Annotated in this window: 13 protein-coding genes; 6 read left to right on the plus strand and 7 right to left on the minus strand. The window is 72.9% G+C overall.

Going from position 1 to position 12,382, the window contains the following annotated elements; translation table 11 throughout:
• Window positions 1–38 precede the first annotated feature (38 nt).
• Genes N0B34_RS07060 through N0B34_RS07070 form a run of 3 tightly spaced genes read right to left on the minus strand, consistent with a single transcriptional unit; the run spans window position 39 to window position 2,316 of the window.
• A complete protein-coding gene (locus N0B34_RS07060; RefSeq protein ID WP_263730628.1) occupies window positions 39–761 on the minus strand; it encodes a hypothetical protein in 723 nt (240 codons plus the stop codon).
• 10 nt (window positions 762–771) lie between these two features.
• Window positions 772–1,578 (minus strand): hypothetical protein, encoded by an 807-nt coding sequence (locus N0B34_RS07065; RefSeq protein WP_263730629.1) that lies wholly within the window; start codon window positions 1,576–1,578, stop codon window positions 772–774.
• A 9-nt stretch (window positions 1,579–1,587) separates the two neighbouring features.
• Window positions 1,588–2,316 carry a hypothetical protein gene (locus N0B34_RS07070; RefSeq protein WP_263730630.1) on the minus strand — a complete coding sequence of 243 codons (729 nt, stop codon included), beginning with the start codon at window positions 2,314–2,316 and terminating at the stop codon, window positions 1,588–1,590.
• Between the two features lie 456 nt (window positions 2,317–2,772).
• Between N0B34_RS07070 and N0B34_RS07075 the strand changes: the two genes are divergently transcribed.
• From N0B34_RS07075 to N0B34_RS07090, 4 genes are all read left to right on the plus strand, one after another.
• Window positions 2,773–3,057 carry a metal-sensitive transcriptional regulator gene (locus N0B34_RS07075; protein WP_263730631.1) on the plus strand — a complete coding sequence of 95 codons (285 nt, stop codon included), beginning with the start codon at window positions 2,773–2,775 and terminating at the stop codon, window positions 3,055–3,057.
• Between the two features lie 107 nt (window positions 3,058–3,164).
• Complete coding sequence (locus tag N0B34_RS07080) at window positions 3,165–3,389, plus strand: DUF1918 domain-containing protein (protein ID WP_263730632.1); 225 nt, start codon at window positions 3,165–3,167, stop codon at window positions 3,387–3,389.
• A gap of 13 nt (window positions 3,390–3,402) precedes the next feature.
• Complete coding sequence (locus N0B34_RS07085; protein ID WP_263730633.1) at window positions 3,403–3,591, plus strand: hypothetical protein; 189 nt, start codon at window positions 3,403–3,405, stop codon at window positions 3,589–3,591.
• Between the two features lie 57 nt (window positions 3,592–3,648).
• Entirely contained in the window at window positions 3,649–4,542 is an 894-nt protein-coding gene (locus N0B34_RS07090; RefSeq protein WP_263730634.1) for a glycosyltransferase family 2 protein, read from the plus strand.
• A gap of 21 nt (window positions 4,543–4,563) precedes the next feature.
• Here the strand turns inward: N0B34_RS07090 and N0B34_RS07095 are convergent, their stop codons facing one another.
• The 3 genes from N0B34_RS07095 to N0B34_RS07105 are packed head-to-tail and all read right to left on the minus strand — an operon-like array spanning window position 4,564 to window position 8,169.
• A complete protein-coding gene (locus N0B34_RS07095) occupies window positions 4,564–5,628 on the minus strand; it encodes an SDR family oxidoreductase (protein ID WP_263730635.1) in 1,065 nt (354 codons plus the stop codon).
• An 11-nt stretch (window positions 5,629–5,639) separates the two neighbouring features.
• Window positions 5,640–6,359 (minus strand): DUF4396 domain-containing protein, encoded by a 720-nt coding sequence (locus N0B34_RS07100; protein WP_263730636.1) that lies wholly within the window; start codon window positions 6,357–6,359, stop codon window positions 5,640–5,642.
• A gap of 43 nt (window positions 6,360–6,402) precedes the next feature.
• Window positions 6,403–8,169, minus strand: a complete 1,767-nt coding sequence (locus tag N0B34_RS07105) for a thiamine pyrophosphate-dependent enzyme (RefSeq protein WP_263730637.1) — start codon at window positions 8,167–8,169, stop codon at window positions 6,403–6,405.
• Between the two features lie 193 nt (window positions 8,170–8,362).
• Between N0B34_RS07105 and N0B34_RS07110 the strand changes: the two genes are divergently transcribed.
• Both N0B34_RS07110 and N0B34_RS07115 read left to right on the plus strand, forming a co-directional pair.
• A complete protein-coding gene (locus N0B34_RS07110) occupies window positions 8,363–9,370 on the plus strand; it encodes a ZIP family metal transporter (RefSeq protein ID WP_263730638.1) in 1,008 nt (335 codons plus the stop codon).
• Between the two features lie 52 nt (window positions 9,371–9,422).
• Window positions 9,423–11,396 carry a potassium transporter Kup gene (locus N0B34_RS07115; protein WP_263730639.1) on the plus strand — a complete coding sequence of 658 codons (1,974 nt, stop codon included), beginning with the start codon at window positions 9,423–9,425 and terminating at the stop codon, window positions 11,394–11,396.
• A 5-nt stretch (window positions 11,397–11,401) separates the two neighbouring features.
• On the opposite strand, the gene N0B34_RS07120 is transcribed toward N0B34_RS07115, so the two are convergent.
• Window positions 11,402–12,334 (minus strand): LysR family transcriptional regulator, encoded by a 933-nt coding sequence (locus N0B34_RS07120; RefSeq protein WP_263730640.1) that lies wholly within the window; start codon window positions 12,332–12,334, stop codon window positions 11,402–11,404.
• Between the last annotated feature and the right edge of the window lie 48 nt (window positions 12,335–12,382).

Here is a 12,382-nt window from a genome sequence, read left to right on the forward strand (position 1 = left end):
TCGCGTCGCCCCGGCGCCCTCGCCGTGCTCCGCAGCGCTCAGGACGCCGCGGCAGCCGTGCGGGACTCGTCGTCCTCGTCGCCCTCGCCCTTCCCCGCAGGCGGCAGCAGGTCCACGTCCGTCACGGAGACCCCGGGTCCGCGGGTGACGACGAAGAACACCGTCTGGCCCACGACGAGCTCCACCTCGGCCGGCTCGGCGACCGCATCGGTGATGGTGACGAGCGTGCCGGCCGACAGCCGGGACTGCCACGCCTCGACGTCCTTGGCCGACCCGAGCCGCGGCTGGCGCACCCGGACCGTCCCCCGCAGCCCGGAGCCGTAGGCGTCACCCCACTCGTGCGTGCCGGCGGCGGTGAACGCGTGCGAGAAGCCCGACTCGTTCACCAGCCGGTCGCTGCCGAAGAACTCCTTCTCTCCGGCGATCGCGAACGGCCACGAGGGGTCGGTGCCGTGCCACATCACCATGTCGCCGGTCCGGATGCGGACGGTCGGCTGGTCGACGACGAAGCGCGTGCCCTCGCGGCGGACCGTGAGGACCGTCTGCGCCATCGCGCCGGTCTCGCCCTCGTCGACCTGCACCGTGAAGGGCGCCGCAGCCGAGCCACGGTGCAAGGACCGCACCGCCTCGACGGGCACCGCCTTCGCCGGGTGCGCACCGGCGGCGACCACTGCGTACCGGTAGGTGCCCGGCCTCATGAACCGTTGCGCGTAGCTGTCGGTGAACCGCAGCACGCGGCTGTCCAGCTGGTCCGTGATCATCTCGCCCTCCTCACGCGCTGATGTCCGCGGAGAGCACCAGCTCGTCCTCGGGCGGGTTGTGCTGCACCTCGGCGCCGATGGTGTCGAGGGTGATGGTGACCGCGGGGTCGTTGGGTCCGGCCGCCGGCAGGACGGTGAAGACCTGCGGCTGGGCGTACACGGGGAACCGTGTGCCGCTGATGAACGGCGTGAGGATCGGGCCCAGCAGGCCCGTCAGCCCCGCGACCCCGATCGCGGCGACCACCGCGGCGACGAGCACCGCGACGAACGGCCCGATGAGCGGGACCCACGCGACGGCAGCCGCCACCGCGGCGCCCACGACGGCGAGCATTGCGGCCGTGGTCAGGCCGAACTGCAGGTTGGGGACCCCCTGCACCACGCCCTCGACCTTCCACGTCCCGGCCACCAGGGTGACGGCGATGCCGAGGTCGACGGTGGTCTTGACGTAGTCGGAGAGGTCGATCGGCACGGTGACCGTGGGCCAGACGATGTCGATCTTGGGCGTGCACACGTCCCCGACGCACGGGACGTGCACGCACACCTGCGGGATGTGGATGTCGGGCAGGAAGTCGCCGATGTCCAGCGACAACGACAGGTGCAGGTGCCAGTCCATCCGGAGGTCGGCGACCCGGATGGTCCCCGGTGGGATCAGGTCCACCGTGCCGGGCGACGACAGCGTCGCGGTGGCGGCGTAGGCCGCCGTGAAGGGGCCGAACGAGCTGCTGCCGGAGGACGACTGGGGCGGCAGCCCGGCGGCGAGCGTGGTGAAGATCGTGGTGGCCGCGCCTTCGTCGATCGCGGCGATGATCTCGGGCATCGGTTGCTCCTAGAGGCTTCCGCGGGCCAGCACGGCGTCCGCCTCGATGAGCGGGCCCTGCGCCGGTGTCAGGGTGAAGGCGCCGACCCGGATGGCCGACAGCGGGATGGAGATGGTGGCCAGCACCGCGCGCAGCACGGTGCCGAGCAGGCACTCCAGCACGGACTCGAGCGAGTCCGGGGTGACGTCGACCAGCTCGATCGCGTCCAGCGCGAAGCCGACCGCGGGCTCACCGCCCGACGAGGTGGGCACGAGGTGGCCGATGGCCGCGACGCCCAGCTCCGTGCAGATCGGGTTGCGCGCCTTGCCACGGGACTCGTCCCACCGTTCGCGCTCGGCCTTGGCCGCCTCGCGGGCGGCGCGCTCGTCGGCGCCCTGCACACGCTCGCCGTGCGTCAGGTCGCCCTTGCCGCCGCGACTGGTGCAGTCGACGCACAGCTGCACGGTGGTCGTCAGCGAGAACTCACCCGGGCCGAGGGTCAGCTCCGGCGGGAGCGGGTCCTCCTGCTTGTACAGGTCCAGGTGCGGCGTGGTGAAGCGGACGTGCCAGTCGATGCCGCCCGTGCCCGGGAACGGGATCGCCGCCATGGCGGTGTCGAACCGGGTGGACACGGGGGTGAACGCCGGCGACCCGTACGACAGCAGGTGCGGTCGTGCGGTGGTCAGCGCTGTGACCAGGTCGTTCAGGGCCGACTCGTGTGCGGAGACGAAGACGGCCCACCCTTCGGTGAGACTCATGGTGCCCCTCCTTCTCGCGGTCCGGCTGGTCCGCGACACGAAGGAGGAGGGCGCTCGGCACCGGCCAGATACGCCGCTGCCGGTGCCACCGCGGTCGGCAGCACCGGCAGGGCGTCCCCCCGGACCAGAGCTCAGACGACGCCCGGCTGGCCGCTCTCGGTCGTCTCGATCGCGTCCGAGTCGCCGATGATCTGGGTGCCTCCGTCTTCTTCGACGACGTGGTGGCCGGGCCCCGGTCGGGGAGATCCGGGGCCCGGGGCATCAGGTAGCGCGCTTGCCCGGCACCGACGCCCGCGAGCAGATCGGCAACGGCTGGTCGGGCAGCACGGCGCGCCGTTCTCCGCGACGGCGTTCTGATTCGACGTTAGGCGCCGCGACGAGTGCCGCCTGGGTCCAAGGGCCCACGTACCCCGGGGGGTACTCTGGAGCGCAGCCCAGGTAGGAGAGGATGGCCTCATGCAGCTCGATGTCGACCAGCTCGGGACGGCGATCCACCGGCTCAAGCGCGCCCAGGGCCAGATCGGTGCCGTCGTCCGGATGATCGAGGAGGGCCGGGACTGCGAGGACGTCGTCACGCAGCTCGCCGCGGTCAGCCGCGCCCTCGACCGTGCCGGCTTCGCGATCATCGCGACCGGCATGAAGCAGTGCCTCACGCCGGCCGCCGACGGGGCGGACGACGAGGGCGAGGCCGAGCAGCTGGACGTCGCCAAGCTGGAACGCCTGTTCCTCTCGCTCGCCTGAGCCGCGTGCGGTCCGCCCGCGTCGCGAACGCGGTCGTCCCACGCCGCAGGCCCTGGCCAGCGGCCGCCGACCCGCCTACCGTGGGCGGTGAGGGCGAGGTGAGTGGGATGCATGCATCCGTCGGTGACAGCGTCGTCGTCCACGGTCGCACGGTCGGCAGCCACGACCGCAAGGGCGAGATCCTCGAGGTGCACGGCCCGGGCGGGACGGAGCCGTTCCTGGTCCGGTTCGACGACGGGCACGAGGCGTTGATCTTCCCGGGACCCGACCTGTCGCTCGTGCACCACGAGCACGGCCAGGCGCCGCGCCCGGATCTCGCCACGAGCTCCTGACCGGAGGACGGAGATGGCAGGCAATCGCGCCGCCACTGTGAGCGGTGGCGGCGGAGCCGTCTACGGCCTCGGCATGGTCGGCGCGCTCGTGTGGTTCTGGCAGCAGGTCGACGGGTTCTGGCCGCACGTGCTGGGCGTCCTCAAGGCCCTCGTGTGGCCGGCGTTCCTCGTGTACCAGGCGTTCGGGGCGCTGCACCACTGACGGTCGCTGCGCTCGCTCGCCGCGCCGGGTGCGGCCGGCTGCCCCAGAGTGGTCAGCATGCAGAGCGAGCAGGCCCGTGTGATCGAGGACGCCCGCGTCACCGTCGTGGTGGCCAGCAGGGACCGCCGTGCCGACCTGCTCGCCACCCTCGGGCGGCACCGCGCCCCGGTGATCCTGGTCGACAACGGCTCGTCGGACGGGACGCCGGACGCGGTGCGCCGTGCGCATCCGGACGTCGACGTGGTCGAGGCGGGGCGCAACCTCGCGGCCGCCGGACGCAACGTCGGTGTGCAGCGCGCTCGGACCCCCTTCGTCGCGTTCGCGGACGACGACTCCTGGTGGGAGCCGGGCGCCCTGCACGCGGCCGCCGAGCTGCTGGGTGCCCATCCGGAGGTCGCCGTGGTCCAGGTCGACGTCCTGGTCGGCGAGGAGAACCGCCGCGACCCGTTCTGCGACGAGCTCGCGCGCTCGCCGCTGCCCCGTGACGGGGCGGCCGCGATCCCGGTCCTCGGCTTCATGGCGTGCGCGGCCATGCTGCGGCGGGAGGACTTCCTGTCGGTCGGTGGGTTCGACGACGTGGTGCGGTTCCCCGGTGAGGAGGAGCGCCTGTCGTGGGACCTCGCCGCCGCCGGCCGTTCGCTGGTCTACCTCCCGGGCCCGGTGGTGCACCACCACCCGTCGCAGCGCCGGCACGACCCGTTCTCGCGGCAGCGACGCGTCACCCGGTCCCGCGTCCTGTCCGGAGCGTTGCGGCTGCCGTGGCGGGACGCGGCCGGACGGTTCGGGGAGGAGTGGCGCGCCGGGGCGGCGCGTCGGCGCGGCGTCCTGGACGCCCTGACGGACCTGCCGGCAGCGGTGCGGGAGCGGCGGTCGTTGCCCGGGACCGTGCTCGCGGACATCGCGCTCACCGCCGGCGGCCCACCCTCGGCGAGGGTGAGCCGCGCGGGCTAGCGGCTCCGGCCTAGGCCGGCGTCAGGAGCCGCGACGTGACGCCGCGGCGAGGACGACGGCCCCCGCCAGCGCGGCAGCACCGGCCAGCACTCCCTTGTGCAACGTCGCCCAGACCTGGGCGCTCGAGTCCTTGGAGCGCCCGTCGAAGTCCCCGTGCGCACCGTGGTCGCCCGGGACCGGTTCGTACAGGTTCACCCCGAGCGGGGGTGTGGTGTCGGTGGTGGTCTGCTGCGCCTCGTAGCCCGTCCTGGCGAGGTACCGGTCGAGCAGCGGGGCGATCACCCGGTTGCCGAGGATCGTGCCGACGGTCGGGTACCCCACCCAGGTGGTGCGGCTGGGGTGCAGGGCGACGCGGGCCACCGCCTCGGCGCCGACCTCCGGCTGGTAGATCGGCGGCACGGGCTGCGAGTGGTGGGGGAGCAGGTTCTTCAACCAGCTGAACTGGACCGTGTTCAGCGCCGGCATGTGGACCATGCACACCGTGATGCCGCTCTTGCGGTGCAGCAGCTCGGTGATCACCGACTCCGTGAAGCCGACCATCGCGTGCTTGGCCCCGCAGTACGCCGACTGCAACGGGATGCCGCGGAACGCCAGGGCGCTGCCGACCTGGACGATCACGCCGCTGTCCCGCGCGTCCATGTGCCGCAGCGCCGCACGGGTCCCGTTCACCACGCCGAGGTACGTCACGGCGGTGACGCGCTCGAAGTCGTCCGGCGCGACGTCCACGAACTGGCCGAAAACCCCCGTCATCGCGTTGTTCACCCAGAGGGTGATGGGGCCCAGCGTCTGCTCGACCCGGTCGGCCGCCCGGTCGACGTCCTCGTGCGCCGCGACGTCCGTCGGCACGCCGAGGGAGCGCCGGCCGACCGCTGCGACGTCCGCCACCGCGCCGGCCAGGCCGTCCTCACCGCGGGCGAGCACGGCGACGTCCCAACCCTCGGCGGCCAGCGCTCGGACTATCGCACGGCCGAGCCCGGCCGATCCGCCCGTGACGACCGCGACGCCACGCGCCCCGGGCACCCCGTCGAGCGCCTGCAGCCGTCCCGATCCCTCGGACTGCGGTGCGTGCTGGGTCGGTGCATCCATCGCCTGCCTCCTCACATCGGTTCCTTGATCCCACGGCGCAGCAGCCACACGTTCGCGGGGGTGCTGGTGGCGAAGCCCACGAGCATCGCCAGCTGCATGGCGGCCCAGAACTGCGCCGAGGCGACGGGCAGCCGCCCGCCGAACCACGCAGGTGCGAGCCATAGCTGCACGATCGCCATCAGGCCGTACATGCCCACCTGCCAGGCGAGGATCGACAGGGTGTCCGCCTTGACGGCCTCGGCAAGGCCGCGGCCCGGACGGAGGTGGCGCATCGGCACGATCGCGGCGTACTGCAGAGCGACGCCGATGACGAACGCCAGGACGAGGTCGACCGTCCAGCGCGCGTACATCTCGTCGCGGAACAGGGTGCCGGCACCCGCGACGGCCGCCGTCCCGGGAACCAGCAGCACCAACGTCTCGCCGATGACGTCGCCGAGCGTGCAGCCGGCGCCGCAGTGGCTGGTGCCGGTCGCCACCGAGACCCAGCCCGGCCGCCGCTCGGACTCCGGTCGTGGCTCGCGACCCCAGCGCAGGTAGAACCACAGCCACAGCAGGCCGCCGAACAGCATGGTGACCGGCCACACCACCCGCATCACGGGCATCGCCGGCGGCCGACGCGCCACGTCCAGGAGCGTCCACAGCGCGCACACCAGCCCGATGCCGAGCGTGGTCCACGCGACCACCGCCGTCCACGCGGGCAGGTGCACTCCCGTGCCGGCGACCGCCGTCACGAGGGCCCGACCCGCCGTCGACCGGCGGGCGTTGCCGGCACCGTCAGCGACCCAGCTGCGAGAGCTTGTCCTTGAACAGCGTCGTGGCGATCGCCGCCTTGTGGGGCTGTCCGCGCAGGAACGCGGTGGCGAACTTGCGTGCCTGCTCGTAGCTGACCTTGCCCGGCATCGGCGGCTCGTTCGGGTCCACGACGACGTCCACCAGGGACGGCCCGTCGAACGACAGCGCCTCGTCCAGCGCGCCCCGCAGCTCGCGCGGGTCCTCGACCCGCACGCCGAACCCGCCGCAGGAGCGCGCCCAGCCCGCGAAGTCACCGGGCGGGCTGCCGAACCGCACGCCGTGCTCCGGGTAGCCGAGCACCATCTGCTCCCAGAGGATCTGGCCCAGGGAGTTGTTGTTGTTGATCACCACGGTGATCGGCAGCTGGTGCTGGGCCGCGGTGAGGAACTCGGCCATGAGCATCGCGAAGCCGCCGTCGCCGACGTACGCGATCACCTGCCGGTCCGGGTAGGCCACCTGCAGCGCGTTGGCATAGGGCAGGCCGGGAGCCATCGTGGCGAGGTTGCCGGAGAGGAAGAACTCCCGCCCCGCGCGGATGGTCCAGTGCCGGGCGGCCCAGGTCGCGATGGTGCCCGAGTCGCAGGTGAGCACGGCGTCGTCGGACGCGAGATCGTCGATCAGGCCGACGACGTACTGGGGGGCGATCGGGGTGCGGCCGGCGTCCTCCAGCGCGGTCATGTCGTCCCGCCACGACGCCATCGCCTTCTGGTAGCTCTCGAGGTGGTCCGTGGCCGGCCCGCCGTCCAGCAGCGGGAGCAGCGCCGCGAGCGACTCCTTGGCGTCGCCCACGATCGGCACCTCGGTGGGCAGGCGCACGCCGGCACGAGTGGGGTCGGCCTCGATCTGCACCACGCGCGCGGCGCCCGGCGAGGGGAGGTGCTTGGTGTACGGGAAGTTGGTGCCGACCATCAGGAGCGTGTCGCAGCTCTCCATCAGCTCCTCGCCGGGGCGGGTCCCGAGCAGTCCGATGCCGCCGACGGCGTACGGGGAGTCGTCGGGGATGACGGCCTTGCCGGGCAGCGTCTTGACCACCGGCGCACCGAGGGCGGCGGCGACGGCCAGCACCTCCTCGCGCGCACCACGGGCCCCGGCGCCGACGAGCATCGCGGGCTTCCGGGCACCGTTGAGCACCGCCGCGGCCGCTCGCAGGTCCTCCTCGCGGGGCCGGCCCGGGGGAGCGAGGTAGATCGGCGACGTGGCCGGCGGGCGGGCGGGTGCGACATGGGCGTACGGGTCCTCGTCCGCGTCGGCGACCTGCAGGTCGTTGGGGATCGTCAGGTGGGCGACGCCGCGGCGGGCCAGCGCCGTGCGGATGGCGATGTCGACGACGCCCGGCAGCTGGGTCGGGTTGGTGACCATCAGGTCGTACTCGGTGACGTCCTCGAACAGCTTGTCGAGGTCCACCTCCTGCTGGTAGCCGGTTCCCAGCACGCTCGTCTCCTGCATGCCGGTGATCGCCAGCACCGGCGCGTGGTCGAGCTTGGCGTCGTACAGGCCGTTCAGCAGGTGGATGCCACCCGGGCCGGAGGTGGCGAGGCAGACGCCGATCCGGCCGGTCGCCTTGCCGTGCGCCGCGGCCATGAACGCCGCCGCCTCCTCGTGGTGGACGAGGACGAACCGGATCTTGTCCTGCTGCCGTCGCAGGCCCTCCATGATCCCGTTGATGCCGTCCCCGGGGAGGCCGAACACGGTGTCGACCCCCCAGGCCGCCAGTCGTTCGATGAGAACCTCGGACGCGATCTTCGCCACGCTGGTGCACCGCCTCTCGGCCCCCACGGGCCGTCGCCGTCCTTTCGACGCTAAGTCGGCCTTCGACGGGCTGCCACCTGGCGAGGATGCCGCCGTCCGGGTGTGGCGTCGCTCACGGGGACCGTTCTCGATTTGACCAGGTAGGTAAGCCTGACCTAACTTCGCACCGTCGTCGGACGGAGATGAGGGACTCGTGGGGATCGGTCGCACGCTGCTGCTGGGCTTCGTCGCCGGCGTCACCATCCTGCTCGGGCTGCCCGTCGGGCGGCTCCGCCGGCCTGCACCGACGCTGCGCGCCGTCCTGAACGCCACCGCTGTCGGCGTGCTCCTGTTCCTGGTGTGGGACGTGCTGAGCCACGCGTGGGAGCCGGTGGACTCGGCCCTCGGGGCCGTGCACGACGGGACCGGCAGCCTCGGACCCGTGCTCGGTCTCGGCGGGCTCTTCGTCGTCGGCCTCGCGGTCGGTCTCGGGTCGCTCGTGGTCTACGAGCGCTGGATGGCGCGCAACGCCGCGGTCCGGCCGGCCGGTGGGGGCACCAGTCCCGCGATCGACGTCAGCGGCGACCCGGGCCGTCCGCCCGTGGGTTCCCCGACCGACCGCGTCGCCGTGGCACCGGCGCCCGCGGCAGGAGTCGGCACGGCGACGCTCGCACCGACCAGGACGGCGACGCCGGCCCCGGTGGCTGCCGCACCCGTCGCCGTGGGGGAGCACCTGTCGTCGTGGTCGCCGGCGAGGCGCCTCGCGCTGCTGATCGCGATCGGCATCGGTCTGCACAACTTCGCCGAGGGCCTGGCGATCGGTCAGTCCGCGGGGCGCGGGGAGGTGGGCTTGGCCACGCTCCTGGTGATCGGGTTCGCCCTGCACAACGGGACGGAGGGGTTCGGCATCACGGCACCGCTCGCCGGTGACGTGGACGCCGACGGCAACCGGCGCCGGCCGTCGTGGGTGTTCCTGCTGACCCTCGGCCTGATCGGCGGCGGTCCCACCTTCGTCGGCACCGCCCTCGGCCACGGGTTCACCAGCGAGCCGGTCAGCGTGCTGTTCCTCACGCTGGCTGCGGGATCGATCCTCTACGTCGTCACCCAGCTGCTCGGCGTGGCCGCCAAGGCGAAGCGGGCGGACCTCCTGGCGATCGGGCTGCTGATCGGTCTGGTGGCGGGCTTCGCCACGGACGCGATCGTCACCGCCGCGGGCGCCTGACCAGGGCCGCGCTGACCGGCAGGACCTCGCCCCGGCATGCCACGATGCCGGGGTGACCAACGCGGAGATGCCGGTCGGTGCGGCCGAGCCGGAGAGCAGCACACCGGCACCTGCAGCGGCGACGACGCCGCCCGGGCCTCACGGCTCGCACCGCGCGGGCGCCACGGCGCTCGCCCTCGGCGCGCTCGGAGTGGTGTTCGGCGACATCGGCACGAGCCCGCTGTACGCGCTGCAGACGGTGTTCAGCATCGACCACAACGACGTGCAGCCCACTCCCGGTGACGTGCTGGGCGTGGTGTCGATGGTGTTCTGGTCCATCGCGGTCATCGTCTCGGTGAAGTACGTCGCGCTGATCCTGCGGGCCGACAACGAGGGGGAGGGCGGCATCCTCGCCCTGGTCGCGCTGCTGCGGGACCGGCTGGGCGACCCCCGGCGGCTCGCCGCGGCGACGCTGCTGGGCATCCTCGGCGCGGCGCTGTTCTACGGCGACAGCGTGATCACGCCGGCCATCTCCGTCATGTCCGCGGTCGAGGGCGTCGTGGTGTCGGACCCTGGGCTGGCCCGGCTGGTGCTGCCCGTCTCCGTGGTGATCCTCACCGTGCTGTTCACGGTCCAGCGGTGGGGGACCGGCGCCGTGAGCCGGGCGTTCGCGCCCGTCATGGTCCTGTGGTTCGGCGTGCTGGCCCTGCTCGGCGTGCCGCAGATCGTGCAGAACCCGACCGTGCTGCGCGCGCTGTCGCCCACCTACGCGCTCACGTTCGCCGTGCACCGGCCGTTCGTCGCGTTCATCGCCCTCGGCGCGGTGGTGCTCACCATCACGGGCGCCGAGGCGCTGTACGCGGACATGGGCCACTTCGGACCGCACGCGATCCGGCGGGCCTGGTACCTGGTGGTGTTCCCGGCGCTGGTGCTGAACTACTTCGGCCAGGGCGCGATGATCCTGCGCGACCCGAGCACCACGGCGAACCCGTTCTTCCGGCTCGCCCCGACGTGGGCCACCCTCCCGCTGGTCGTCCTGGCGACCCTGGCCACCGTCATCGCGTCCCAGGCAGTGATCTCGGGCGCCTACTCGGTGTCCCGGCAGGCGGTGCGGCTCGGCCTGTTCCCGCGGCTCGCAGTGCGGCACACCTCCAAGGAGGAGGGTGGCCAGATCTACGTGCCGGCGATCAACTGGATCCTCTTCTTCGGCGTCCTGGTGCTGATCGCGGTGTTCCGCAGCTCGGGCCGGCTGGCCACCGCGTACGGCCTGGCGGTCACCGGCACCCTGTTCCTCACCTCGCTGCTGTACCTGCTGCTCGCCAAGCGCGTGTGGCACTGGGCGCTGTGGAAGGTGGTCGCCTACAGCGTCGTCGTCGGCGGGCTCGAGGTGCTGTTCTTCGGCGCGAACCTGCTGAAGATCGTCAGCGGCGGCTGGCTGCCGCTGCTGATCGCCGGGATCGTCGTCACGCTGATGACCACCTGGCGCAAGGGCGCCGCCACGCTGACGGCGCAGCGGTCGCGCCTCGAGGGACCGCTCGACGAGTTCGTCGCCATGGTGCGGGAGAAGGACGTCCGGCGCGTGCCCGGGTTCGCCGTGTTCCCGCACCCGAACAAGTCCACGACCCCGCTGGCGCTGCGGTCCCACGTCACGTTCAACCGAGTGCTGCACGAGCACGTCGCGATCGTGCAGATCGTCAACGAGAACGTGCCGCACATCCGGCACGTCGACCGCGTGGAGATCGACGACCTCGGCCACGGCGACGACGGCATCGTGCACGTGACCATCCACGTCGGCTTCAACGACAGCCAGGACATCCCGCGCGGGCTGGCGCTGGCGATCGGGAAGTCGCCCGAGCTGGACGTCGACATCGCCGACGCCCACTACTTCCTGTCGGTGCTCACCGTGCACGCCACCGGGGCGCCGCGCATGACGGGCTGGCGCGAGCGGCTGTTCGTCTGGATGGCGCACAACGCCGCCAACCGCACGGAGGTGTTCCACCTGCCGCCCGAGCGCACCGTGGTGATGGGCGCGAACCTCGAGCTGTAGCGCGCTCAGCGATCCAGGATCACCTCGAGCAGCCGGGTCGCCGCCGCACCGGGCGCTCCCGGGCCCTGCCACACGGCTCGGATCCGTCGGCGCAGCGGACCGCCGTCGGACCGTCGGGGTTGCTCCCCGGTGGCGAGCGGGACCGGGACCAGCCGCCCCTGGGCGAGCTCGGTCTGCACGGCGAGGCCCGAGATCACGGTCGGCGCGACGCCGGACAGCGCCGCTGCGACCAGGGCCGTGGTCGAGGCGACCTCCACCGCGGCGGTCGGCGTCACGCCGTCCTGTGCGAGCCAGCGCTCCAGGACGTCCCGCGTGCCCGACCCCGGCTCGCGCAGCGCGAGCGGCACGCCCGCGAGGTCCCGCGGCTGCAGCGGCGCGCCGCGGCCGGCCCACGGGTGCGCCGCACGCACCAGCAGCATCAGCTCGTCCGTGCAGATCGTCGTGCTGCGCAGACCACGAGGAGCGGACGCACCCTCGACGAAGCCCAGTGCCACGGCGCCCGAGCGCACCTGCTCGGCCACGCCCGCCGAGTTGGCCATCCGCACCGCGATGCTGATCTCGGGCGCCTCGCGGGACATCCGCACCAGCCACTGCGGCACCAGGTGCTCCGCCACCGTCAGGCTCGCGCACACGGTGAGGTGGGAGTCCTGCTCACGCCGCAGGGCCCGGGCCGCATCCGTCAGGTCGGTCGTCGCGGTGAGGACACGGCGAGCCAGCTCGACGACCAGCCGTCCCTCGTCGGTCAGCCCCGAGCCCGAGCGTCCACGGCGGACGAGCGCCAGGCCCAGGCGGCGCTCGAGGGCCCGGACACCCTCGCTGGCGGAGGGCTGGCTGATGCCGCTCGCGCGCGCCGCGGCGCCGATGCCACCCGTGTCCGCCACGGCGACCAGCAGTGCGAGACCGCGCAGGTCGGGCAGCGCGTCGGGTAACCGGGTCATAGCCATAGCCTATGACGGCATCGCGAACAGCCTGCTAGCGGCTCCCCG

Source organism: Cellulomonas sp. SG140 (genome assembly GCF_025770785.1).
GTDB lineage: Bacteria > Actinomycetota > Actinomycetes > Actinomycetales > Cellulomonadaceae > Cellulomonas.

What these genes read in the sequence shown, in the direction of transcription:
- N0B34_RS07060 (WP_263730628.1), bottom strand. Translation starts at nt 761, where the DNA reads ATGATCACGGACCAGCTGGACAGCCGCGTGCTGCGGTTCACCGACAGC.
- N0B34_RS07065 (WP_263730629.1), bottom strand. Translation starts at nt 1,578, where the DNA reads ATGCCCGAGATCATCGCCGCGATCGACGAAGGCGCGGCCACCACGATC.
- N0B34_RS07070 (WP_263730630.1), bottom strand. Translation starts at nt 2,316, where the DNA reads ATGAGTCTCACCGAAGGGTGGGCCGTCTTCGTCTCCGCACACGAGTCG.
- N0B34_RS07075 (WP_263730631.1), top strand. Translation starts at nt 2,773, where the DNA reads ATGCAGCTCGATGTCGACCAGCTCGGGACGGCGATCCACCGGCTCAAG.
- N0B34_RS07080 (WP_263730632.1), top strand. Translation starts at nt 3,165, where the DNA reads ATGCATGCATCCGTCGGTGACAGCGTCGTCGTCCACGGTCGCACGGTC.
- N0B34_RS07085 (WP_263730633.1), top strand. Translation starts at nt 3,403, where the DNA reads ATGGCAGGCAATCGCGCCGCCACTGTGAGCGGTGGCGGCGGAGCCGTC.
- N0B34_RS07090 (WP_263730634.1), top strand. Translation starts at nt 3,649, where the DNA reads ATGCAGAGCGAGCAGGCCCGTGTGATCGAGGACGCCCGCGTCACCGTC.
- N0B34_RS07095 (WP_263730635.1), bottom strand. Translation starts at nt 5,628, where the DNA reads ATGGATGCACCGACCCAGCACGCACCGCAGTCCGAGGGATCGGGACGG.
- N0B34_RS07120 (WP_263730640.1), bottom strand. Translation starts at nt 12,334, where the DNA reads ATGACCCGGTTACCCGACGCGCTGCCCGACCTGCGCGGTCTCGCACTG.